The 20,524-nt window shown below is 62.6% G+C and carries 26 protein-coding genes; 14 read left to right on the top strand and 12 right to left on the bottom strand.

Going from position 1 to position 20,524, the window contains the following annotated elements; translation table 11 throughout:
- The 3 genes from ACN9MZ_RS01320 to ACN9MZ_RS01310 all read right to left on the bottom strand — a co-directional run bounded on the left by ACN9MZ_RS01320 (position 1) and on the right by ACN9MZ_RS01310 (position 3,145).
- Entirely contained in the window at positions 1-1,653 is a 1,653-nt protein-coding gene (locus ACN9MZ_RS01320) for a methyl-accepting chemotaxis protein (RefSeq protein WP_426340547.1), read from the bottom strand.
- Positions 1,654-1,763: 110 nt separating this feature from the next.
- Positions 1,764-2,171, bottom strand: a complete 408-nt coding sequence (gene yiaA / locus ACN9MZ_RS01315) for an inner membrane protein YiaA (protein WP_426340546.1) — start codon at positions 2,169-2,171, stop codon at positions 1,764-1,766.
- A gap of 44 nt (positions 2,172-2,215) precedes the next feature.
- Positions 2,216-3,145, bottom strand: a complete 930-nt coding sequence (locus ACN9MZ_RS01310) for a DUF808 domain-containing protein (RefSeq protein ID WP_426340545.1) — start codon at positions 3,143-3,145, stop codon at positions 2,216-2,218.
- Between the two features lie 108 nt (positions 3,146-3,253).
- Between ACN9MZ_RS01310 and ACN9MZ_RS01305 the strand changes: the two genes are divergently transcribed.
- The 3 genes from ACN9MZ_RS01305 (at position 3,254) to ACN9MZ_RS01295 (ending at position 6,079) form a co-directional block, all read left to right on the top strand.
- Positions 3,254-3,895, top strand: coding sequence for a LysE family transporter (locus tag ACN9MZ_RS01305; RefSeq protein WP_426340544.1), 642 nt, complete (start codon positions 3,254-3,256; stop codon positions 3,893-3,895).
- Positions 3,892-4,083, top strand: a complete 192-nt coding sequence (locus tag ACN9MZ_RS01300) for a DUF1653 domain-containing protein (RefSeq protein WP_426340543.1) — start codon at positions 3,892-3,894, stop codon at positions 4,081-4,083. The genes ACN9MZ_RS01305 and ACN9MZ_RS01300 overlap by 4 nt, the downstream gene beginning before the upstream one ends.
- Before the next feature lie 88 nt (positions 4,084-4,171).
- A complete protein-coding gene (locus ACN9MZ_RS01295; protein ID WP_426340542.1) occupies positions 4,172-6,079 on the top strand; it encodes a DUF6600 domain-containing protein in 1,908 nt (635 codons plus the stop codon).
- 116 nt (positions 6,080-6,195) lie between these two features.
- Here ACN9MZ_RS01295 and ACN9MZ_RS01290 read toward each other — a convergent pair whose 3' ends face one another.
- Positions 6,196-6,684 carry a phage regulatory CII family protein gene (locus ACN9MZ_RS01290; protein WP_426340541.1) on the bottom strand — a complete coding sequence of 163 codons (489 nt, stop codon included), beginning with the start codon at positions 6,682-6,684 and terminating at the stop codon, positions 6,196-6,198.
- A gap of 95 nt (positions 6,685-6,779) precedes the next feature.
- Between ACN9MZ_RS01290 and ACN9MZ_RS01285 the strand changes: the two genes are divergently transcribed.
- The 4 genes from ACN9MZ_RS01285 to ACN9MZ_RS01270 all read left to right on the top strand — a co-directional run bounded on the left by ACN9MZ_RS01285 (position 6,780) and on the right by ACN9MZ_RS01270 (position 9,663).
- The gene (locus ACN9MZ_RS01285) at positions 6,780-7,664 is read left to right on the top strand and encodes a hypothetical protein (RefSeq protein WP_426340540.1); all 885 of its coding nucleotides are present in this window, start codon (positions 6,780-6,782) and stop codon (positions 7,662-7,664) included.
- Positions 7,665-7,667: 3 nt separating this feature from the next.
- Complete coding sequence (locus ACN9MZ_RS01280) at positions 7,668-8,459, top strand: DUF2491 family protein (protein ID WP_426340539.1); 792 nt, start codon at positions 7,668-7,670, stop codon at positions 8,457-8,459.
- 46 nt (positions 8,460-8,505) lie between these two features.
- Positions 8,506-9,276: a hypothetical protein gene (locus ACN9MZ_RS01275; RefSeq protein WP_426340538.1), complete on the top strand. Its 771-nt coding sequence runs from the start codon at positions 8,506-8,508 to the stop codon at positions 9,274-9,276.
- Positions 9,277-9,387: 111 nt separating this feature from the next.
- Positions 9,388-9,663, top strand: coding sequence for an HP0495 family protein (locus ACN9MZ_RS01270; RefSeq protein ID WP_426342982.1), 276 nt, complete (start codon positions 9,388-9,390; stop codon positions 9,661-9,663).
- On the opposite strand, the gene gcvA is transcribed toward ACN9MZ_RS01270, so the two are convergent.
- Positions 9,647-10,540: a transcriptional regulator GcvA gene (gene gcvA, locus ACN9MZ_RS01265; RefSeq protein WP_426340537.1), complete on the bottom strand. Its 894-nt coding sequence runs from the start codon at positions 10,538-10,540 to the stop codon at positions 9,647-9,649. The two genes, ACN9MZ_RS01270 and gcvA, sit on opposite strands and share 17 nt — an antisense overlap.
- Before the next feature lie 102 nt (positions 10,541-10,642).
- Between gcvA and yfcF the strand changes: the two genes are divergently transcribed.
- The 4 genes from yfcF (at position 10,643) to ACN9MZ_RS01245 (ending at position 13,828) form a co-directional block, all read left to right on the top strand.
- On the top strand, positions 10,643-11,281 hold the full coding sequence (gene yfcF / locus ACN9MZ_RS01260) for a glutathione transferase (RefSeq protein WP_426340536.1): 639 nt from the start codon (positions 10,643-10,645) through the stop codon (positions 11,279-11,281).
- An 87-nt stretch (positions 11,282-11,368) separates the two neighbouring features.
- Positions 11,369-12,037, top strand: coding sequence for a lipoyl(octanoyl) transferase LipB (lipB, locus tag ACN9MZ_RS01255; protein ID WP_426340535.1), 669 nt, complete (start codon positions 11,369-11,371; stop codon positions 12,035-12,037).
- 12 nt (positions 12,038-12,049) lie between these two features.
- Positions 12,050-13,006 (top strand): lipoyl synthase, encoded by a 957-nt coding sequence (gene lipA / locus ACN9MZ_RS01250; protein ID WP_057265523.1) that lies wholly within the window; start codon positions 12,050-12,052, stop codon positions 13,004-13,006.
- A gap of 270 nt (positions 13,007-13,276) precedes the next feature.
- On the top strand, positions 13,277-13,828 hold the full coding sequence (locus ACN9MZ_RS01245; RefSeq protein WP_426340534.1) for a YdeI/OmpD-associated family protein: 552 nt from the start codon (positions 13,277-13,279) through the stop codon (positions 13,826-13,828).
- On the opposite strand, the gene ACN9MZ_RS01240 is transcribed toward ACN9MZ_RS01245, so the two are convergent.
- On the bottom strand, positions 13,825-14,685 hold the full coding sequence (locus ACN9MZ_RS01240; protein ID WP_426340533.1) for a CHAD domain-containing protein: 861 nt from the start codon (positions 14,683-14,685) through the stop codon (positions 13,825-13,827). The two genes, ACN9MZ_RS01245 and ACN9MZ_RS01240, sit on opposite strands and share 4 nt — an antisense overlap.
- A 41-nt stretch (positions 14,686-14,726) precedes the next feature.
- On the opposite strand from ACN9MZ_RS01240, the gene ACN9MZ_RS01235 reads away from it, so the two are divergent.
- Positions 14,727-15,389: a uracil-DNA glycosylase gene (locus ACN9MZ_RS01235; RefSeq protein WP_426340532.1), complete on the top strand. Its 663-nt coding sequence runs from the start codon at positions 14,727-14,729 to the stop codon at positions 15,387-15,389.
- A 100-nt stretch (positions 15,390-15,489) separates the two neighbouring features.
- Here ACN9MZ_RS01235 and ACN9MZ_RS01230 read toward each other — a convergent pair whose 3' ends face one another.
- Positions 15,490-15,747: a DUF6966 domain-containing protein gene (locus tag ACN9MZ_RS01230; RefSeq protein ID WP_426340531.1), complete on the bottom strand. Its 258-nt coding sequence runs from the start codon at positions 15,745-15,747 to the stop codon at positions 15,490-15,492.
- A 152-nt stretch (positions 15,748-15,899) separates the two neighbouring features.
- Between ACN9MZ_RS01230 and ACN9MZ_RS01225 the strand changes: the two genes are divergently transcribed.
- Both ACN9MZ_RS01225 and ACN9MZ_RS01220 read left to right on the top strand, forming a co-directional pair.
- Positions 15,900-16,316: a PaaI family thioesterase gene (locus tag ACN9MZ_RS01225; RefSeq protein ID WP_426340530.1), complete on the top strand. Its 417-nt coding sequence runs from the start codon at positions 15,900-15,902 to the stop codon at positions 16,314-16,316.
- Between the two features lie 77 nt (positions 16,317-16,393).
- On the top strand, positions 16,394-17,050 hold the full coding sequence (locus ACN9MZ_RS01220) for a hypothetical protein (RefSeq protein ID WP_426340529.1): 657 nt from the start codon (positions 16,394-16,396) through the stop codon (positions 17,048-17,050).
- A 1-nt stretch (position 17,051) separates the two neighbouring features.
- Here the strand turns inward: ACN9MZ_RS01220 and ACN9MZ_RS01215 are convergent, their stop codons facing one another.
- Genes ACN9MZ_RS01215 through ACN9MZ_RS01195 form a run of 5 tightly spaced genes read right to left on the bottom strand, consistent with a single transcriptional unit; the run spans position 17,052 to position 20,523 of the window.
- A complete protein-coding gene (locus ACN9MZ_RS01215) occupies positions 17,052-17,564 on the bottom strand; it encodes a TlpA disulfide reductase family protein (protein WP_426340528.1) in 513 nt (170 codons plus the stop codon).
- 9 nt (positions 17,565-17,573) lie between these two features.
- Positions 17,574-18,203: a BON domain-containing protein gene (locus ACN9MZ_RS01210; protein WP_426340527.1), complete on the bottom strand. Its 630-nt coding sequence runs from the start codon at positions 18,201-18,203 to the stop codon at positions 17,574-17,576.
- Positions 18,196-18,792, bottom strand: a complete 597-nt coding sequence (locus ACN9MZ_RS01205) for a phosphoheptose isomerase (protein WP_426166765.1) — start codon at positions 18,790-18,792, stop codon at positions 18,196-18,198. The genes ACN9MZ_RS01210 and ACN9MZ_RS01205 overlap by 8 nt, the downstream gene beginning before the upstream one ends.
- A gap of 58 nt (positions 18,793-18,850) precedes the next feature.
- On the bottom strand, positions 18,851-19,207 hold the full coding sequence (locus ACN9MZ_RS01200) for a YraN family protein (protein WP_426340526.1): 357 nt from the start codon (positions 19,205-19,207) through the stop codon (positions 18,851-18,853).
- An 8-nt stretch (positions 19,208-19,215) separates the two neighbouring features.
- Positions 19,216-20,523 carry a penicillin-binding protein activator gene (locus ACN9MZ_RS01195; protein ID WP_426340525.1) on the bottom strand — a complete coding sequence of 436 codons (1,308 nt, stop codon included), beginning with the start codon at positions 20,521-20,523 and terminating at the stop codon, positions 19,216-19,218.
- Between the last annotated feature and the right edge of the window lies 1 nt (position 20,524).

Below are 20,524 nucleotides of genomic sequence, written 5' to 3'. Positions count from 1 at the left end.
TCAGGCTGCCAGGCGTTTGGGCGCCTGGCGGGTTTGCTGCGCGCCGCGTGCCGAATTGACAGCCGTCAGGCGCGCATGACGGGTGCGTTCAAATTTGAACAGGCTGAAGGCGTCGCGCAGGTGGCCGGCTTCGTCGGCCAGGCTGACGGCTGCTGCGGCGGCTTCTTCGACCAGGCCGGCATTCTGCTGCGTCACCTGGTCCATGTGGTTGACGGCCTGGTTGACCTGGTCGACGCCGATGCTCTGTTCGCGGGAGGCGGTGGAGATTTCGTGCATGATGGTGGTGACTTGCTTGACCGAGTTGACCACCTGGTCCATGGTGGCGCCGGCGCGCTGCGCACGTTCCATGCCGGTGCTGACCTTCTCAACCGAGATTTCGATCAGCTGCTTGATGTCCTTGGCGGCGGCGGAAGAGCGCTGCGCCAGGTTGCGCACTTCGCCGGCCACCACGGCGAAGCCGCGGCCCTGCTCGCCGGCGCGTGCCGCTTCGACCGCGGCGTTCAGTGCCAGGATATTGGTCTGGAAGGCGATGCCTTCGATCAGGCCAATGATGTCGACCACGCGCCTGGACGAGGAGTTGATCTCGTCCATGGTCGCAATTACTTCGGACACGATCTCGCCGCCTTGCACCGCCACGCCGGAAGCGCTGACCGCCAGCGCGTTCGCTTCCATCGAGTTCTCGGCATTGGCCTTCACGGTCGAAGAGAACTCTTCGATGCTGGAAGCGGTCTTTTCCAGGCTCGCTGCCTGCGATTCGGTGCGGCCGGCCAAGTCGGCATTGCCGGCGGCAATCTGCTTGGTCGCCACGGCCATCGCATCGATATTGAAGCGCACGTCGCGAATGGTGGCGATCAGGTTGTTATTCATCTGCTGCAGGGCGCGCAGCAGCTGGCCCACTTCGTCGGTGCTGTCGGTGTCGAAGGAGCCAGTCAGGTCGCCGGCCGCGATCAGGCGCGCGCCATCGAGCGCGCGGCCCAGCGGCTGCAGCATGCCGGTGCGCAGCGTGTACCACAGGAAGACGTTGATCAGGAAGCCGAAGGCCGTGGCGCCGAAGATGCCCCAGCGCGTCACGTCGCTGGTGCCGTCGGCGAACAGTGCAGCGATGCAGACCGCGATCTGCAGCACGTTGACCACGCTGGTGGCCAGCCAGATGCGCATGGCCAGCGACACATGGCTCAGGCGTGCCACCACGTTCGACAGGCCCAGGCGCACGATCTGGCCATTCTTGATGCGGATATTGCGGGCACCGGCAATGATCTTGCGGTAGGCCTCGGTCGCGGCCGCGATCTGGCCGCGTTCGGCCTTGGTGCGCACCGACATGTAGCCGATGGTGCGGCCGTTTTCCTTGATCGGGGTGATATTCGCTTTGACCCAGTAGAAATCGCCGTTCTTGCAGCGGTTTTTCACCAGGCCGGTCCAGGGAATGCCGGCGCGGATGGTTTGCCACAGGTCGGCAAACGCTTCCGGCGGCATGTCCGGATGGCGGATGATGTTTTGCGGCTGGCCAATCAGCTCCGCAGCGGAGAAGCCGCTGATGTGCTCGAAGTAAGGATTTACGTAGACGATATTGCCTTCCAGGTCAGTCTTGGAGACGATCGCCTGGTCTTCGTCCAGTTCTACTTCCTGATTGCTTACCGGTAAATTCTTACGCATTGCGCGCTCCCTGTTGACCTTCTTGCCATAACGCAAGATCACAGGGAACAGTCTAGGGACTTGGGCGCGCTTTTTTAATGATGTAGATCAAATCTGGCAGGGTTGGCCGGTCAGGCCACTTCTGCCTGGATTGCCGAGCTATCACGAACGTTCTTTTGCACTGCGACGGCGGCGAACAGGCTCAGGGCGAAAGCCATGCCGTAAAAGCCTTTTTCGCTGAGCGCCAGGTTGGCATTCCACAGGCCGACCCCCAGCAGCAGGGCGGCGGACGCGGTGGAAATCCAGCACAGGCCGAAGTACATATTCGACACCCGGATGCCTTCCACCTTGTCGCGCACCGACTTTTGCAGCGAGACGGCGGCGAACAGGCCGTACAACAGCAAGGTCAGGTAATAGCCCTTCTCGTTCAGGGCCATCTGGGCATTCCACAGGCCGGCGAGGAAGGCGCCCGCGCCCAGCAGCAGGGCGGTCCAGGAAGCGCCCACAAAGGCGCCGGAAGGTCGGTGATGGGTCGACATAGGGTCTCCTTGTTAAAAATGACAGTGTGCGGCAGGCCTGGCGCTTAGCGCTTGAGCACGCTCAACATTTTGCTGCCCATGGTGACGGCTGCCAGCACCACGGCGCCGGCAATCACGCCGCCGATGGTGTCCAGCGCGGACGGGGTCACGGCGGCCAGCAGGGGACCCACGCCGCCCACCGAGCCGGCAGCTTCGGCCGCATGGTGGATCACCTCATGTGCGCCCGGGATGCCGTGGGTCAGGATGCCGCCACCGACCATGAACATGGCGATCGTACCGGCCACCGACAGGAACTTCATCAGCTTGGGCGCCGCATTCAGCAGGAAACGGCCGAACGCTTGCACGCCGGCGCCGGCGCGCTGGGTCAGGTAAAGGCCGGCGTCGTCCATCTTCACGATGGCGCCCACCAGGCCATACACGCCGATGGTCATCACGATGGCGATGCCAACCAGCACCGTCAACTGTTGCAGGAAGCTGGCCGCTGCCACTGTGCCCAGGGCGATCACGATAATCTCGGCCGACAGGATGAAGTCGGTGCGCACGGCGCCCTTGACCTTCTCCTTTTCCATTGCCACCAGGTCAACACTCTGGTTCGCGTCCACCAGTTCCTTGTGGTGCTGGTCGTCTTCCGCCGGCGAATGCAGCAGCTTGTGGGCAATCTTCTCGAAACCTTCAAAGCACAGGTAGGCGCCGCCCAGCATCAGCAGCGGCGTAATCGCCCACGGCGCGAAATAGCTGATTGCCAGCGCAGCAGGCACCAGGATCGCCTTGTTGATCATCGAACCCTTGGCTACTGCCCAGACAACAGGCAGTTCACGGTCGGCTTGCACGCCTGCGACCTGCTGCGCATTCAGCGCCAGGTCGTCGCCCAGCACACCCGCGGTCTTCTTGGCTGCCACTTTGCTCATGGCGGCCACGTCATCCAGGATGGTGGCAATATCGTCGATCAGTGCAAGCAGGCTGGAACCGGCCATTTCGTATAACTCCAAAGAAAAATTACAGGATCGACAATCTAACATGCCGCCGCAGCGAGCGGGCATCTTCAACGCTACAATGAACTCTTTATTCGTCGGTAATCGGTCATGACTTTCACCACCTGGATCACCTTTGTCATCGCTGCCTGCATCATTGCCGTGTCGCCTGGTTCGGGCGCAGTGTTGTCAATGTCGCATGGTTTGTCGTATGGCGTGAAGCGTACTTCCGCCACTATCCTCGGCCTGCAACTGGGCTTGCTGCTGGTGCTGGCGATTGCCGGCGCGGGTGTCGGCTCGCTGCTGCTCGCCTCTGAAGTTGCCTTCAGCGTGGTGAAGACCGTGGGCGCCCTGTACCTGATCTGGCTGGGCATCAGCCAGTGGCGCGCCAAAGTCGCCGCAGGCGAAGGGATACATGCCACCCGCCAGGCGCTGCCGACCTTCCGCAAGCGCGTGATGATCGGCTTCCTGACCAATGCCACCAACCCGAAAGGCATCATCTTCATGGTGGCCGTGCTGCCACAGTTCATCAACCAGCATGCGCCGCTGCTGCCGCAACTGGCGATCCTGGCCGCAACCATGTGCGTGATCGACCTAGTGGTGATGCACAGCTACGCCTTCCTGGCTTCGTCGATGCAGCGCTTCTTCCGCGAATCTTCAGCCATCAAGGTACAAAATCGCGTATTTGGCGGTCTTTTGATGTTTATCGGCGGTGCCCTGTTCTTCGTCAAACGGGGCGCGGCCCAGGCATGACCACCCGGTTCAGGCATTACAAAGGCGGCATCTACGAGCTGGTGTGCGAAGCCACGCTGGAATCCGACCTCAGCACGATGATCGTGTACAAGGCCCCGAACGGCTCCATCTGGTGCCGCCCGCGCGAAGTTTTCTTCGAAATCATCGAGGTGGATGGCAAACAGGTGCAGCGTTTCACTCCCATTTGAAATTATTTGTAACTTGCGTCCTCGCCAAGGAGGCTCAGGCGTTATATAAAAACAAAAACGCCGCAGACGTTCCCTTGGAGAGATAGAAATGAGCCGCAAGATAGTGCAGTTCCTGATGCTGGCAGCGTTGGTCGCAGTGACCTCGGTTGCCATGGCCGATCCGCCCGCCCGGGTGGGACGGGTGACGGTGACCGAAGGCAGGGTGACCATGCTGGTCAACGGCGAAGAAGAATCCGGCAACCTGATGAACTGGCCGGTCACCAGCGAAAACCACCTGACGACGGCGCCCGGCGCCCGTGCGGAATTCCGCGTCGGCTCCACCGCTATCCGCCTGGACGGCGATACCGACCTCGAGGTGCAGGAGCTGGATGACGAGCGCCTGGTGCTGCGCCTGAACTACGGCACCGCTGCCGTGCGCGTGCGCGATCCGGCCGTGCTCAATGAGTTCGAATTCCTCACGCCGCAAGCCCGCATTACGCTGGCCGAACCCGGCTCCTTCCGCGTCGACTCCGAACGCGCCCCCGACACCACCGTGGTCAATGTCTTCGCCGGCAATGCCCGCGTTGAAGGCGCCGGCACCATGCTGACCGCCCGGTCCGGCAAACGCGTGGAAGTACGCGGCGGCGACATCTTTACGGCGCTGGCGCGGCGTGATGATTTCGACAACTGGGTCTCCAACCGCGACCGCCGCGACGAAGGCATGGTCGCTTCGCGCTACGTGCCGGCTGACATGACCGGCTACGAAGACCTGGACAATTACGGTAACTGGGTCGAAGACCGCGAATACGGCACCGTCTGGTTCCCGCGCGCGGTGCCGGTCGGCTGGGCGCCCTACCGCGACGGCCGCTGGGTCTGGATCTCGCCTTGGGGCTGGACCTGGGTCGATAACTCGCCCTGGGGTTATGCACCGTTCCACTATGGCCGCTGGGTCGTGGTCAGCGGCCGCTGGTGCTGGACGCCGGGCCGCGTCATTGGCCGCGCAGTATGGTCGCCCGCGCTGGTGGGCTGGGTTGGCGGCAACAACTGGAGCGTCAGTTTTGGCTCGGGCCGCACGGGTCCTGCCGTTGGCTGGTACCCGCTGAGCCCGCGCGACCGCTATGTGCCGGCTTACCGCGTATCGTCCGATTTCGAGCGCCGCCTCGTGTGGAATCACCGCACCAACGAGCGCTGGCACGAGCGCTACCAGGACCGTGACCATGATGGCCGCCGCGATGGCGTGACCGCCCTGCCGAGCGACCAGTGGGGGCGTGGCCGCCATATTCCTGTGAACAACGGAGCGCGCGTCACGCCGCAGGACGTGCGCAATGTGCCGATCATGACCGCGCCACCGGTCTTGGCGTCGAGCTTGCAGCGTCCGCAACGCCAGGAAGCGCCGCCGAGCCGTGAAGATCGCTTCAACCGTGATCGGGACGATCGCTTCAATCGCGACCGTAACGTGGAGCGTCGCACCGAACGCGGCCCGGACTTGCGTGGTCCTGAGCGCCAGGAGCCGCAACGCCAGCAGTTGCTGCAAACCCAACCGCAACAACCGCAGCAGCTAACCACGCCGCCACAGCAGCCGCGCCAGAACTGGACCCGTACCGATAATGACGAGCGCGACAATTGGCGCGGCCGCAATATGCGGGAGGAGCAGCGCCGTCCAGGCATCATTACGGCGACCCAGCAGCCGCCGCAATTGCAAGCAGCTCCGCCGCAAATGCCGCAGCCGCAACGCGTGGAGCAACCGCGCCATGAGCCGCGCTTCGGCGGAGGGGACCGCGAGGCCCGTGAAGACCGTGGCCGCCGCGAAGCACCGCCGCAGATGCAGATGGCTCCGGCCCGTCCGCCGCAGATGTCGCCACCGCCGCAGCAGGCCCAGCCGCAACCACAGCCGCAAATGCAGCCGCAGCAGCAACTTCAACAACAGCCGCATCAGCAGCAACAGCAGCAACAGCAGCAGCGCCGTGAAGTGCGCGAACGTCGCGGTGAGGATCGCCGCGAAGAAGAGCGCCGTTAACGCGATGTCATGAAGGGGTAGCGAAACAGGGATAAGCTAGCGCAACTAGTCCCGACTATTTCGCCCCTCGGAAGAAAAAGTCTTAGCCAGCCGGCCAACAGGCCAGGCTGGCTTTTTTATTTGCTGATTTTCGCGCGCTGGCGAATGCGCTCGCGCCACTCGCCCAAGGCCGATAGCGCGCCGTGGAACTCTCGCTCGATCAGGTCGGCCTCCGCCTCCGTCACCTTGCCATCGATCAGCGCCTCGGATACCGCCTCCGCCACCGCGCCCACCTGGGCCATCACCTTGCACACCGTCTGCGACAGGTCGTCATTGCTCACCTCATCGGGGATAGGGACGATGAAGGCCGCCATGCCATGCCGCGTCAGCAGCGCATGCAGCGGCAGCATGGCTTCGTGCACGCCAGCCTTGTGGCACAGGTCCACGATGGTCGAAACCTCCTCGAACGAGGGGTAATGCGAAGCGATGGTTGGCGCCAGCTTATTGCGCAGCACGTTGGCCGAAATGCCCATTTGCTGGGCAAGCGCCTCGATGCCGCCGGGGAAAGTGCGCGCCACCTTGTAAAGCGCGTCGTGCTGGTTCATGTCCAGGTATTTCTTAGTCATGGTGAAGCTGGCCTTTTTTTACCGATGCAGTCGGATTGTTTGAAAGATATGCTGATTTTCATCGAAAGTTTAACTACCTGACAACGGTGAATTTCATGTTCAAGCGCACTCGCTTCGCGGCCATCATGGCAATCGTGGTGGCAATTGTAGTCGCCAACACGGCCGATGCCCGCCCAGGCGGCTCATACCGCAGCGGCTTTTCCTCGGGCCGCAGCACGGTTTCGCGCAGCGTCAGCACCCCGAGCAAGCCAGGTTTCGGCACCTTTGGCCAGCGCCAGTCGCAGCCGCCTGCTGCGGCACGCACGCAACAACGCGACTCGGCGATGTCCCGTGACCTCGACCGCCGCGCCGCGCAGGACCAGGCGATGCGCACCTATGACACGGGGCGTGCGGCCACTACCGGCCAGCCGGCGCCCGGCAGTTTCGGCAGCTCCACGGCCTCCCGCACCGGGACCACGCCGCCGCTGCCTCCGCTTGATCCGGTCGTTCCCGGTGGCCGCAGCGGCGGAAATGGCGGCTACAGCAGCGGCGCCTATGCCCAGCACGGCGCCCCGAGCAGCGGTTCGACCACTGCGCCGGCTCCCGTAATCGTCCGCGACAGCAGCAACGGCTGGCTGTGGGGCATCGGCGGCTTCATGCTGGGCCGCGCAGCCAGCGGCCATGCGGCTCCGGCCCCTGCTCCTGCTGCCCAGCCAGCCCCGGCGCCAACCGTCCAGGGTGACGTTAGCGGCAACACCGGTGCGATGGCCGATGCCGCCGGCGCGAGCGACATTGCTGGTGCTGTTGTCGAGACCGCCCGCCAGCAGCAAGTGCCAGCCCCGGCCGCCAAGCCAGCCGCCCACGAGTCGAGCACGCTGGCCAAGCTGGCAGTCGCGTTGCTGATCGGCGCCCTGGTGTGGCTGGCCTGGAAAGCCTTCCGGATGATGGCTTCGGCGCAGGAAGTGAAAAAGAACGCTAACTACTCGTTTGAAAGGAACTAAGGAATGGGCTGGAAAGACGCCATCGATTACCTGCGCAGCGGCGCCAAGCGCCGCGGTGTCGAAAGCGACGCGCCGCAGCCGGAAGACCGCGGCCTGCCGCTGGCAGCCCGGATCGGCAGCGTGGTGAACCTGCAAACGTCGCCCCTGCTGCGCGCCAACGCCAACGGCTCCCTGGTCGCTTTGCCGGAAGCGGAAGACGGCCGGATTCTCGCCATTTCGCAGTTCAAGCTGTCGATGGCCGGCTGCCTGTACCGCTACTACCTGGCGAAGGGAGACGAGGACGACCGCGAAAAGTTCCTCCAGCTGTATGTGGACGAGCATTGCGAGGTGAAGGAAATCCTGTATTGCACGCAGCTGGTGCGCTTCATTCCCACCACGGCGGAAGACCAGGACGCCTTCACCGGCGCAGATGGCTGCGGCCTTGGCGACCTGCAATTCAGCCTGTGGCGCAGCCAGCTGGAGGAAAGCGGCGCGGACAGCGCAGTGCTGGCCACCGCCTTCGGCGAGCAGGAAGCGCTGGACTTCGAGCGCGATGTTGGCGACCCGAATGCAGGTTTCGTTCCGCCCTTCACGGGCACCGAAACGCGCATCGACGAAGCCAGCGGCATGCAGGGCCTGAAACAAGAGCTGTACTTCATGCCTTACGCCCGGGAACTGGGCGACGGCAGCAAGGAATACCTGCTGGTCACGACGGAAATCCTCCAGAGCGTGAACGGCGATGCAAGGAAACGCGGAATTCACGTCGACTTCGTAGTGGGAATTCCGGTGGAGCAGGAACGGCTGGTCATCCAATAACGACCGCCGCATTGGTGAATTGAACTTAACTGAAAGGATGCAAAAAATGAGCAACTCGAATGGCTGGGCCCTGACTGCACGACTGATTTCCAAGCACTTTGGCGCCCTGGGCGACCGCGTGTCGGAAGCTATCGCCAGTTTTGACCCGGAAACGGCGACCGAGGCCGACCGCGACCGCCTGGCCGACACCCTGCGCAGCGCCGCCCAGAAGCTGGCCCAGGCGCGTGCCGCCTTCAACAAGGAGCGCGACGACGTGGTCCGCCTGCGCAAACTGATCGAAACCGACGAAAAGGCCACCGGCACCCTGGCCGAACGCCTGGCCGCCGGCCAGATTTCGGAAGCGACGATCAACCTGTTCTGCGACGAGCTGGAAGCCAACAAGGGCCGCCTGCCTCAGGAAATCCAGGAAGAAGCCGACGCCCAGGCCTATATGGAAGAACTGCAGAAGATCGTCGACGCCCTGTCGCAGCAGCTGGCCGATTTCGACGCCGCCGCGAAGAAGGCGATGCAAGCCCTGGCCCAGGCCAAGGCTCAGCGCGACCTGCAGCAAGTGCGCGCCGAGCGCCAGAGCCAGCTGGCCAACCTGTCCGGCATGCGTGGTAACACCAGCGCGCTCAACGCGTTGACCAAGCGAGCCCAGTCGATCGCCAACGAAGCCGAAGGCATGAAGATCGTCTCCGACATTGGCCAGCGCCCATACGACCAGGCCGCCGAAATCGACGCGATCCGCAAATCGGTGACCAACCCGGCTAGCGGCAGCGAGTCGGCCCTGGAACGCCTGCAGCGCCTGTCAAACAAGGCGCCAGAAGCCGCCTGAACTTGAAAACTGGGCCTCAGGGGCCATATAGGTAACGATGTAAAATGGAACCCGGCGCACTCGCACCGCGCCGGGTCTTTTTTTTGTTGTTACAAGATTGGAAAAATCATGATGAAACCCATCTCGCCTGAAGAGTCCCTCATTGAGTATCCGAGCGACTTCCCGATCAAGGTGATGGGCGCCACCCACGACGCCTTCGCCACCACGATCATCGAGGTAGTGGTCGCGCACGACCCGACTTTCCACGAAGGGAAGCTGGAATCGCGTCCGTCGGCAAAAGGGAACTACACCAGCCTGACCTGCACCGTGCGCGCCACCAGCCGCGAACAGTTGGACAATATTTACCGCGCGCTGTCCGGCCACCCCATGGTCAAGATGGTGTTGTAAGGAGCTGGCTAAGGGCGATTTCCGCCTTCAGCCACTCGCGGAACGCCAGCACCTGCGGTTTCTGCAGGGCGTGCGGCGGACTCGCCAGGTAGTACTCATACGCGCAAGGCGTGGCGATATCGAACAGCCGCACCAGGCGTCCCGCAGCAATCTCCTCCATTGCCACGAGATGACGCACCAGCGCCACCCCGTCGCCGTCGGCGGCGGAACGGAGCTGCATCGACAAGTCCTCGAACATGACACCGCCAGCCGGCTCCGGCAGGCTGAGTCCGGCTGCCTGGAACCACGGCGTCCAGGCATCCTCCGAACGCAGCAGGGTCGCGCGCGCCAAATCCTGTAGGGAGGCCGGCAGGTCGCCACCGCGATAGCGAGGACTTACTACTGGATAAAGGATTTCGCTGCTCAGGTGGACCGTTTCGAGCCCCGGATACTTGCCGCGTCCGAAGCGGATGCCGATATCGATGCCCTCGCGCGCCAGGTCTTGCAACTGCTGGCCGAGTTGTAGCACGACTTCGATTTCCGGGTGCTGTTCAATAAACCGTCCCAGCCGAGGCGCCAGCCAGCGCGCGGCAAAGGAGGGGATGGAGGTCACGCTCAAGCGCTGCAAACCTTGCTGCGGCCGCAGCTGGGCGGCGCCACCGGCCAGCTCCGCCAGGCAGCGCGTCACGGTGGCCGCGTATTGCCGTGCCTCCTCGGTCGCTGCCACGCGCCGCCCATGGCGCACGAATAGCTGCACCCCCAATTCCTGCTCCAAGCTCCGGATCTGATGGCTGATCGCGCCGTGCGTCAGGCACAACTCAGCCGCCGCCCGCGAGAAGTTTCCGTGGCGTACTGCCGCCTCAAAAGCGCGCAGGGCAGAAAGATTGGGAATTCGCATGTGAAAAAAATTAGCAAGACGGTGGAAAATATATCGTTTTGGCTAGCACGAGGCAAGCAAATATTATGTAAATAAATAACTTGACCAAGCTGGAACGCCGCCATGAGCCTCAAACTGTACGTGGACAGTCAATTCGTCAGTCCTTACGCCATTTCCGCCTACGTCGCCCTGCGCGAAAAAGGCCTCGACTTCAAGCTGGAGACTGTGAACCTGGACGCCGGCCAGAACAAGGAACCGTCATTCACGGCCAAGTCCCTGACTGGCCGCGTGCCCTGTCTGGTGCACGATGACTTCATGCTCACCGAATCGAGTGCCATTACCGAATACCTGGAAGAGATGTATCCCGCGCCGCATTACCCCAGCTTGTACCCGGTCCGTCCTGAGAAACGCGCGATCGCGCGCCAGGTCCAGGCCTGGATTCGCAGCGACCTGCAGGCACTGAGGGAAGACCGCAGCACCTATACCGTGTTCTATAAACGAGCCGAGCAGCCCGAACCCCCGCTGTCCCCGGCCGCCCAGGCGGCAGCGAACAAGCTGCTGCAACTGGCCGGCCGCCTGGTCAACGGCGATTACCTGTTCGGCAGCTGGTGCATTGCCGATACCGACCTCGCCATCATGCTGAGCCGCCTGGTCATGAATGGCGACCCGGTCCCGCAAAAGCTGAAGGACTACGTCATCTTCCAGTCCCAGCGCCCGTCTTTGCAAGATTGGCTAAAGCACATCAACCTGATGCCAGCTTAAGGAAATCGGCATAAACCTGCTTAGTCATTAAGCAGCGAAAGGGCTGGGCCGGTATAATGGCGGGGCTTTTCCCCGACCTGTAGCCTTATGCCAATCCAGCCGGCGGTGATCCGCCATCTCGGCCACGCCGAATACGAGCCAACTTTCGCAGCGATGCGCGCCTTCACCGACGCGCGCCAGGAAGATACGCCCGACGAACTGTGGATCGTCGAGCACCCGCCCGTCTATACGCTGGGCCTGGGCGCCGACCGTGGCCACCTGCTCGCCGGCGCTACCTCGATCCCAACCGTGCAGACTGACCGCGGCGGCGAGGTGACTTTCCACGGTCCCGGCCAGGTCGTGATCTACCTGATGATGGACCTGCGCCGCAACAAGAAAGGCGGCAAGCTGTACGCCCGCCAGTTCGTCAACAAGATCGAGGAAGCGATCATCAATGTGCTGGCCGCGTATAATCTCGCCGGCGAGCGCGTTGAAGGCGCGCCCGGCATCTACATCGCCAACGGACCGAAAAAAGGCGCCAAGATCGCCGCCCTCGGCCTGAAGGTGCGCGGCAACGGCTGCACCTACCACGGCGTATCGCTGAACGTGGGCATGGACCTGGCCCCCTTCACCTGGATCAATCCCTGCGGTTACGCAGGACTGGAAACCATCGATATGCGATCGATGGGCGTGGATGTCCCGCTGGCCGATGTCCAGCAGGCCTTGGCCAATGAGCTGGTGAACCAGCTGCAGGTGGCCGAACCTGAATTAACTTGAAAGCAAGCAGCTATGACTTACAACCCAAGCGACAAGCAAAAAGGCGCCGACAAGACCTCCCGCATCCCGATCAAGATCATCCCGATCGAACAGGCCGAACGCCTGAAGAAGCCGGAGTGGATCCGCGTCAAAGCGGCATCGCATTCTTCCCGCTTCTACGAGATCAAGGACATCCTGCGCGAGAACAAGCTGGTGACCGTGTGCGAAGAAGCGAGCTGCCCGAACATCGGCGAATGCTTCGGCAAGGGTACTGCTACCTTCATGATCATGGGTGACAAGTGCACCCGCCGCTGCCCGTTCTGCGACGTGGGCCACGGCCGTCCGGACCCGCTGGACACCCAGGAGCCGATCAACCTGGCCAACACCATCGCCAAGCTGCGCCTGTCCTACGTGGTAATCACCTCGGTGGACCGCGACGACCTGCGCGACGGCGGCGCCGGCCACTTCGTCGAGTGCATCACCAAGACCAAGGAACTGTCGCCCAAGACCCAGATTGAAGTGCTGGTGCCCGACTTCCGCGGCCGTTTGGAAAAGGCGCTGGACATCTTCGCCGACGGCCTGCCGGACGTGATGAACCACAACCTGGAAACCGTGCCTCGCCTGTACAAGGAAGCCCGCCCGGGCGCCGACTACCAGCACTCGCTGACCCTGCTGAAAGACTTCAAGGCACGCTACCCGCACGTCAAGACCAAGTCCGGCCTGATGGTCGGCCTGGGCGAGACCGACGAAGAGATCTTGGAAGTGATGCGCGACATGCGCGCGCACGACATCGACATGCTGACCATCGGCCAGTACCTGGCGCCGTCCAACAGCCACCTGCCGGTGCGCCGTTACGTACACCCTGACGTATTCAAGATGTTCGAAGAAAAAGCCTACGAAATGGGCTTCGCCCACGCCGCGGTTGGCGCCATGGTACGTTCCTCGTACCACGCCGACGTCCAGGCGCATAACGTCCTCGAGCAGGCGTAATCCGCACTTTGCCAGGGCCGCATTCCCGGTCCTGGCGATTGAGCTACTCCCCGAACGAAGCGCCGGGACTTATTTCCTCGCGCGTGCCTTACCTAAGGCGTATGTTGCTTGCTCTCGTATTTCTTTGCTTCCACTATCAATGTAGTGCGAGAGACTCAGGCGCCATTCTAATTGCGTCAACGACTCAGGTGACAAACAGGGCAAGCTTCTGCGCTTTCTTTGCGAATCTGCAGTAGTATATTGCCGACCTAATAACAACCGGAGGCAAGAATGGCTGAGCATAAATGGCACGAGGAATTCGAAGCACTGCGCAAGATCGTTCTCTCCACGCACCTGACCGAGGAGACCAAGTGGGGCTGCGCATGCTTCACGTATAACGACCAGAACGTGGTCCTGATCCACGGTTTCAAGGAATACTGCGCGCTTCTGTTCTTCAAAGGCTCCCTGATGCAGGATCCGGAAAATATCCTGGTGCAGCAAACCGCAAACGTGCAAGCAGGGCGCCAGCTCCGATTCACCGGCCTCACTAACATCAAGCGGCAGGCAAAAGTCATCAAGGCCTACGTCGAAGAAGCGATCGAACTTGAAAAGTCGGGCGTCAAGGTCGAATTCCGCAAGACCGAAGACTTCCCGATGGCCGACGAATTCCTGCAAAAGCTCGACGAGCATCCGGCACTGGCGGAAGCCTTCTACGGCCTGACACCGGGCCGCCAGCGCGGCTACCTGCTGCACTTCTCCTCCGCCAAGCAGTCCAAGACCCGCCAGTCGCGCGTCGAGAAATGCATGCCGCAAATCCTGGCCGGCAAAGGCCTGGACGACTAGAGTTTGCGGCGGGCGAAACGCCAGGCCTTCGGCATCTCATGCTCCTGCCGCTCCGCCAGCAAGCCCTCCAGGAACGACAGTTCGGCCGCATGCCTGGGCAAGTGATCCTGCAGGTTGCGCAGCAGGTCGCGTGCAACACGGCCGTCGTTCAGCTTGCCCAGCAATTCCTGCGCGTCGGACAGCACCTGCGCGCGTGTATTCATGTTGAAGAACTCGCGCATATAGCGCTCCTTCTTCACTGCGATGCGCAGCCGGTGCAAGCTGCCAGGCTGCGCTGCGTCAAGTCGGCGGACGCGCCTCCTGACCCGCTCGCGCGCCTGCCGCAGCAAGGACCGCGCCACCTTGCGCGCATCTTTGTCCCAAGGCTGTATGCGAGCCGGATCACGCCACAGGCGTTCCCCGCTCCATAGTGCCAGTTCGTCCATGAGCGCCTTGCAGCGTGCACCATGCAGCAAATGCTGGATGTGGGCACGCTGCTTCGCAGCCAGCTCGCGCGCCATCGCCTCCACCGGCTCGGATGAACCGCCCAGGCTGGGCAAGGTCGACTCAAGGAAAACGTCCCAGTTGCGCGCCCGGCCCAGCTCCACGCCAAGCCAACGCAGTTTGCCAGCCGTCCCCTCCGGCATCGGATCCCAGGACTGTGCCGCCGACAGGAGCGCGCGCAAACGCCGGACGCCGACCCGCATCTGGTGCAGGCTTTCGACGTCCCCCGCCAGCACGCCCGGCAAGTTGCCACGGACCTGCGCCAGGCAATTCCGGGCAATTGCCTCAAACGCCTCGCCAAACCGCGCAGTGCGACGGATATTGACCGGTACTGCAGTCACGGCACGGGCAAACAGGTTCGGATGCGATTTCATTGCGCCAGTATAGGCCTGCCGCAGGATGATAAGATTTCGATATGACCGTCCGCATCGAACCAAGCTGGAAAGCCCAACTGGAAGAAGAATTCGCGCAGCCTTACTGGCAGGCGCTGACCGGCTTTGTGCGCGGTGAGTACGCCGAACGCCAGTGCTTTCCCGCTGGCCGCAATATCTTCCGCGCCTTCGACTTGACGCCATTCGACGATGTGAAGGTCGTGATCCTGGGCCAGGACCCTTACCACACGCCCGGCGCCGCCATGGGCTTCTGCTTCTCCGTCCCCGACGGCAATCGCCCGCAACCGAGCCTGCAGAACATCTTCCAGGAACTGCAGACCGACCTGGGTGTGGCGCGCCAGCGCACCGATTTGTCCGACTGGGCTGGCCAAGGCGTGTTCCTCTTGAACAGCGTGCTGACAGTGCGCGCCCGCGAGGCGGGCTCGCACGCCGGCAAGGGCTGGGAGAATTTCACCGACAGCGCCATCAAGCGCCTGTCGGCCGGCCGCGACGGCCTGGTCTTCATCCTGTGGGGCAGCTATGCCATCGCCAAGCGCGCTCTGATCGACCCGCGCAAGCACCTGGTCATCAGCTCGCCCCACCCGTCGCCCTTCTCAGCGCATAAGGGTTTCTTCGGCAGCCGTCCTTTTTCCCGCGCCAATGCCTACCTGGCGCAGCAGGGCAAAGCGCCGATCAACTGGGCTTGAGCGCGGCGAGCAAGGCCTGCGTGACGATAGCCTTGCGGCGGCAGCAAAGCCGTGTTGCGCATGACGTCGGACATGCGCGCCAGGGCTACCGTCCTGCGCGTCAATGCGTGGTGCGCTTGCCGTAGCAGAGGGTGTAGAGCTGGGTGCGCAGGTCGCTGAATTCTTCACCAAGCTGGAGATCGCTGATCGAGCCGGCGCCGCCGAAATAATGCAGGATCTCGCCCTTGGCGGCCGAGCAATCGAAGGCGCTCAGCGTGCGGGCGCGGTGCAGCAGGCGGGCCCAATCTTCCTGGCGGCCCTGCGTCAGCTTCACTTCCATGCGCTGCACGATGGCAGACAGTTGCTCTCGTTCGTTCATAGGTCATTCTCCGTAAGTTAATCGGTTGAATCCACCTTTTGAGCTTCTGGTCTTGCCTGCAGACCGGGCCCTTGTGGGGCAGGCCGCGCATGCGTAAGCATACCCTGTTTCCGGCTGCTATGATCCTTTATCTGTAAACGGAGACAAGCCTGATGAAGTTCGACCTCGAAAAACTCAACCAACTCACTCACAACAACCTGACCGGCCACCTTGGCGTGCGCGTCACCGGCGCCGCGGAAGGCGAATTGCAGGCGGAAATCGACATCGTCCAGCACCACCTTGCGCCGAACGGCTACCTGCATGCCGGCACGGTCGTCACCCTGGCCGACACAGCCTGCGGCTTCGGCTGCGTCGCCAACCTGCCGGAAGGCGCCCAGAATTTCACCACGATCGAACTGAAGTCGAACCACCTCGGCACCGCGCGCGAAGGCACGATCGCCGTCTCCGCCCGCATGGTGCACGGCGGCCGCACCACGCAGGTGTGGGATGCAACGGTGACCAACAAGGCGACCGGCAAAGCCATCGCCCTGTTCCGCTGCACGCAGATGATCCTCTACCCCAAAGCGTGATGTGACAATTCGAGAGAATGGCCCGGCTGGCGCTGCCTAAACTGAAATCTCACGGACCAAAACCCAGGGAGGCAGTCATGGCATGGATTCCGGCCAAATACAGCGATGTCAGGGCGCAAATGAAAGCTGGTGATGTCATTGCGTTTTCCGGCAAGGGCGATTTTTCGGAAGTGATCAAGTGGGCGACAAGGGCGCCTGTTTCGCATGTGGGCGTCATCCTGCAGACCAAGCTGCTGATCGACCAGGATGAACAGCCCGGGATGTTCAACCAGGTGATCGAATCCACGACGCTGAATGGCTTTTCCGGCGTTTCCATCAGCCGGCTCAGCGACCGGGTCGAGACCTACGACGGCGAGATCTGGTGGCTTCCCATCGAAAAAGGCCTGTGGGACAAGATGAACAAGAAGGCCTTCTACGACTTCCTCATCCACCAGGAACACAAGCCATACGACATGCCACAGGCGATCAAATCCGCCCTCGATGCCTTCGACAGCATCCCGGTTGCGGAAAAGCTCACGCATAACAAGGAAGACTTTGCGCGCTTCTTCTGCTCCGAGCTGGTCACCGGCAGCCTGGAGGCGGCCGGCGCGATTTCCTCCATCAATGCATCGGAAGTGACGCCGATCGACCTCTGCTCATTCCGCCTGTATGAAAAGGACTATTTCCAGCTGAAAGGCGGGAAGAAAGAGATCAGGGCCTACAACTCGATGGACCCCAGCTGCTGGGGCGAGTAATTCAGCCCTTCAGGGCTTTTTCGAGCAGCGCGTGGAGGGCCGGGAATTCCGGCTTTCCCACATAGCGCTTGATGATGTTGCCGTCCTTGTCGATGACGAAGGTCGTCGGCGTCATGGAGACGTCGCCATAGGCCTTGGCGGCGTCGCCGGTCACGTCCAGCGCTACTTTAAAAGGCAGCTGGCGGGTTTCGGTGAAGTTGACCACGTAGTTGGGCGCATCGTACTTCATTGCCACGGCGACGAATTCCAGACCCTGGCCCTTGTACTTGTTGTACGTTTCGACCATTTCGGGCATCTCGGCCACGCAGGTGGTGCACGAGGTGGCCCAGAAATTCACCATCACCACTTTGCCTTTCAGGCTCTCGGGCGTGATCTTTTCCCCTTTGATGCCGAGGAAGGTGACCGCAGGCGCGGATTGGTGCTTGTTCAGCGACTGGTATGTCGTGAAGCCGATGCCGGCAATGACGGCAAGCGCAATTGCCGGTTTAACCCACGCCCTGGAGCCCGTACTCATGATATTTCTTTAGCCTTGGGAAGCCTGCTGGGACGGCTGGTACTGCTTGACGTCGTCGTCGGTGATGTATTCGAATACTTTCACGACCTTGGTCACGCCGGCCACGCCGCGCGCGATGTCGGCCGCCTGCACGCCTTCACGCTGGGTCACACGGCCCATCAGGAACACGGCGCCCTTCTCGGTGACGACCTTGAAGGAATTGGCCGAGATATCCTTGGCATCGGCCAGGCTCAGTTTGACTTTGGAGGTGATCAGCGCATCGTTGGAACGCGAGGTGTAGCTGGAGGAGAAGCCTACTTCCAGTTCATTGGTCACGTTCTGCACGCCGTCGATGGCGCGCACTTCGCGCTCCACTTTGGCCTTGGTCTCGTCGTCAGGCACTTCGCCGGTCAGCAGCACGCGGCGGTTAAAGCTGTTCACGTTGACGTGGGCGCTCTTGCCGGCGATGTTAGGCATCTTCACCTCGGCCTTGACCACGATCGATTTGTCCTCGGTCTGCGCGCCCAGGGTGCGGCGATCCGACGCCGCCAGGGTGCCGGCAACCGCGCCGCCGACCAGGATCGGGGCGCAAGCGGACAGGGTGGTGCTCGCCAGGACCGCAGCCATCACGGCCAGCGAAAGTGGACGGGCTTTATTCATTTACATCTCCTCCGAACAGTGCAACGTCGATGCCGTCGCACATGCAGTGAATGGTCAACAGGTGGATTTCCTGGATACGGGCGGTGCGATCGGCCGGTACGCAGATATGCACGTCGGCATCGGTCAGCATCTTGCCAATCGCGCCGCCGCCCTTGCCGGTCAGTGCCACTACGCGCATCTCGCGCTCCAGCGCCGCTTCGATTGCCGCCATCACGTTGGCCGAATTGCCCGAAGTGGAAATCGCCAGCAGGATGTCGCCAGCCTGGCCATACGCCTGCACCTGCTTGGAGAAGATCTCGCGGTAGCTGTAGTCGTTGGCCACGGCGGTCAGGATCGAGGTGTCGGTTGCCAGCGAAATTGCCGGCAGCGGGAAGCGTTCACGCTCGAAACGGCCCACCAGCTCCGCAGCGAAGTGCTGGGCGTCAGCCGCCGAGCCGCCATTGCCGCAGGCCAGGATCTTGTTGCCGTTCGATAGGGCAGAGAACATCAGTTCCACCGCCTGCGCGATAGGCTGCGCCAGGACGGTTGCGGACTGGATCTTGAGTTCAGCACTTTCGTGGAAGTGCGAGAGGATGCGTTGATTGGTCATAGTGTGCGTAATTATAGTGCAGTGGCTTGGCGGGCCTCACAAGCGCTGTTAAAAATGCTTACATTTGATCAATGATAGCGTTGCGCAGCCAATGAATGCGCTCGCCGTCGATGGCCACCACATCGATGCGGCACGGTGGCATTTTGGCAAAACGGAGCAGGTAAAACTGGGCGGCCCGCAGGACGCGGCGCTGCTTGGCAGGCGAAATACTGGCGGCGGCGCCACCAAAACAGGGATTATTGCGTTCCCGGACCTCGACGAACACCAGGTGCTCGCCATCGCGCATGACCAGGTCCAGCTCCCCCGTCTTGCACAGGAAATTGCGCTCGACCAGCGTCAGCCCCTGCTGCTGCAGGTAGGCCAAGGCGCGGTCTTCGCCGCCCCGGCCGATCTCCTGGAGTTCGGTGCGGGGCATGGTTTTCCTTACTGGGCGAGCGGCAGCGGCACGCCGTTGCGGTACTCGGCCGGCACTTCGATCCGCTCGAACCAGGGCGGCCCGTTGCCGAAATCGATGGTCAACTGGCCGGTCACGCCATCGAGCTGGAAGCGGCGCTGCGGCTGGAGGGCAATCTCGCGGGCGATGCGGAAGGCATCGATCCCCAGCGCATACACGCGCTCCATGTCGGCGCTGATGCGCGCCTCGTCGCGCGGCACCGGCTGCGGATAGCTCATCACCGCCGGATGGTCGCGCTGCACCAGCCATGGCAGGTCGAGCAGTCGAACGCCGTCCAGTTCAGGACCGGCGCGGTACATGGTGCGGCCCGGGTTCAGGGAAGACGTGCCATACACGGGGAGCTCGCCCAGCGGCGGGGCCGACAGTGCGATCTTGAGCTGGCGCAGCTGGTCCGGATCCAGCGCCGCGAAGAGCACGCCGGCCGGCTCGCTTTGCAGGCGGCCGCGCAAGGCCACCAGCTCCGAGTCTTGCAGGTAGCCGTTGAGCGGAGCCAGGTCAACGTTGCGCGGGCGCAGGCCCAGGCGCTGCAACTGCGCGCTCATGGCGCTGGCAATGCGCTTCTGCCACGACGTATTGCCGGAAATGACCAGCGCCGTGGCGGAAGGATTTTCGCGCGCGCCCCACTCGGCCACCTGGCGCGCCTCATCCTCGATGGACAGGCCGATCGTCAGCATTTGCGGCGGAACCTGGGGATCGCCGCGCAACTCGGGGTGGTTCAGCGCGATGGTCGGCTTTTGCACCAGCGGGCTGGCAGCAATGGCGGTGACGGCGGAACGGGCCAGCGGCCCGACCACCATATCGTTCTTTTCCTGGGCCGTGACGTAAGCGGACAGCACTTCCTGCGGCGCATCGCCGGTTTCCACAACGTTGACTTCAAAGCCATGGCTGTCGCGCTCCAGCGCCGCCATGAAACCGGCGCGCAAGGCATCGGCAGCACGGCCCAGGGCCTCCGAGCGCAGCGGCAGCAGCAGGGCAATGCGGTAAGCGCGCTTGCCATCGGCATTTTCTGCCGGCTGAGGGACGACCTGCATGATACTTGACGGCCGCGCCGCATCTTCCGGCGACGGCACGGCGAAGGTTTCGACCACGACTTCCGGTTCAGGCGGCGGCGCCGGCGGTTTTGGCCGCGGCGCCTTGGCAACGGCAGGCGGCGCACTTGTCACCGAAGTGATTGGCGCGCACAATCCCCCGGGCGCGTCGCACGGCGTGCTACAAGCGCTGGCCAGCATGGCCGCGGCAACGCAGAGTATCAGTTTATTGATATTTTTAAACAGCATC

It is taken from the genome of Pseudoduganella sp. S-14, assembly GCF_049913285.1.
Taxonomy (GTDB): domain Bacteria; phylum Pseudomonadota; class Gammaproteobacteria; order Burkholderiales; family Burkholderiaceae_D; genus Rugamonas.
This window is presented reverse-complemented; position numbering and strand designations above follow the sequence as displayed.

Bases quoted from the DNA above. Each gene is read 5' to 3' on its own strand.
- yiaA (WP_426340546.1), bottom strand. From the start codon at position 2,171: ATGTCGACCCATCACCGACCTTCCGGCGCCTTTGTGGGCGCTTCCTGG.
- ACN9MZ_RS01305 (WP_426340544.1), top strand. From the start codon at position 3,254: ATGACTTTCACCACCTGGATCACCTTTGTCATCGCTGCCTGCATCATT.
- ACN9MZ_RS01300 (WP_426340543.1), top strand. From the start codon at position 3,892: ATGACCACCCGGTTCAGGCATTACAAAGGCGGCATCTACGAGCTGGTG.
- ACN9MZ_RS01270 (WP_426342982.1), top strand. From the start codon at position 9,388: ATGAAACCCATCTCGCCTGAAGAGTCCCTCATTGAGTATCCGAGCGAC.
- ACN9MZ_RS01295 (WP_426340542.1), top strand. From the start codon at position 4,172: ATGAGCCGCAAGATAGTGCAGTTCCTGATGCTGGCAGCGTTGGTCGCA.
- ACN9MZ_RS01240 (WP_426340533.1), bottom strand. From the start codon at position 14,685: ATGAAATCGCATCCGAACCTGTTTGCCCGTGCCGTGACTGCAGTACCG.
- ACN9MZ_RS01320 (WP_426340547.1), bottom strand. From the start codon at position 1,653: ATGCGTAAGAATTTACCGGTAAGCAATCAGGAAGTAGAACTGGACGAA.
- ACN9MZ_RS01235 (WP_426340532.1), top strand. From the start codon at position 14,727: ATGACCGTCCGCATCGAACCAAGCTGGAAAGCCCAACTGGAAGAAGAA.
- ACN9MZ_RS01215 (WP_426340528.1), bottom strand. From the start codon at position 17,564: ATGAGTACGGGCTCCAGGGCGTGGGTTAAACCGGCAATTGCGCTTGCC.
- ACN9MZ_RS01290 (WP_426340541.1), bottom strand. From the start codon at position 6,684: ATGACTAAGAAATACCTGGACATGAACCAGCACGACGCGCTTTACAAG.
- ACN9MZ_RS01275 (WP_426340538.1), top strand. From the start codon at position 8,506: ATGAGCAACTCGAATGGCTGGGCCCTGACTGCACGACTGATTTCCAAG.
- ACN9MZ_RS01230 (WP_426340531.1), bottom strand. From the start codon at position 15,747: ATGAACGAACGAGAGCAACTGTCTGCCATCGTGCAGCGCATGGAAGTG.
- ACN9MZ_RS01220 (WP_426340529.1), top strand. From the start codon at position 16,394: ATGGCATGGATTCCGGCCAAATACAGCGATGTCAGGGCGCAAATGAAA.
- ACN9MZ_RS01195 (WP_426340525.1), bottom strand. From the start codon at position 20,523: ATGCTGTTTAAAAATATCAATAAACTGATACTCTGCGTTGCCGCGGCC.
- ACN9MZ_RS01310 (WP_426340545.1), bottom strand. From the start codon at position 3,145: ATGGCCGGTTCCAGCCTGCTTGCACTGATCGACGATATTGCCACCATC.
- ACN9MZ_RS01210 (WP_426340527.1), bottom strand. From the start codon at position 18,203: ATGAATAAAGCCCGTCCACTTTCGCTGGCCGTGATGGCTGCGGTCCTG.
- ACN9MZ_RS01245 (WP_426340534.1), top strand. From the start codon at position 13,277: ATGGCTGAGCATAAATGGCACGAGGAATTCGAAGCACTGCGCAAGATC.
- lipA (WP_057265523.1), top strand. From the start codon at position 12,050: ATGACTTACAACCCAAGCGACAAGCAAAAAGGCGCCGACAAGACCTCC.
- ACN9MZ_RS01205 (WP_426166765.1), bottom strand. From the start codon at position 18,792: ATGACCAATCAACGCATCCTCTCGCACTTCCACGAAAGTGCTGAACTC.
- ACN9MZ_RS01285 (WP_426340540.1), top strand. From the start codon at position 6,780: ATGTTCAAGCGCACTCGCTTCGCGGCCATCATGGCAATCGTGGTGGCA.
- ACN9MZ_RS01200 (WP_426340526.1), bottom strand. From the start codon at position 19,207: ATGCCCCGCACCGAACTCCAGGAGATCGGCCGGGGCGGCGAAGACCGC.
- ACN9MZ_RS01225 (WP_426340530.1), top strand. From the start codon at position 15,900: ATGAAGTTCGACCTCGAAAAACTCAACCAACTCACTCACAACAACCTG.
- ACN9MZ_RS01280 (WP_426340539.1), top strand. From the start codon at position 7,668: ATGGGCTGGAAAGACGCCATCGATTACCTGCGCAGCGGCGCCAAGCGC.
- gcvA (WP_426340537.1), bottom strand. From the start codon at position 10,540: ATGCGAATTCCCAATCTTTCTGCCCTGCGCGCTTTTGAGGCGGCAGTA.
- yfcF (WP_426340536.1), top strand. From the start codon at position 10,643: ATGAGCCTCAAACTGTACGTGGACAGTCAATTCGTCAGTCCTTACGCC.
- lipB (WP_426340535.1), top strand. From the start codon at position 11,369: ATGCCAATCCAGCCGGCGGTGATCCGCCATCTCGGCCACGCCGAATAC.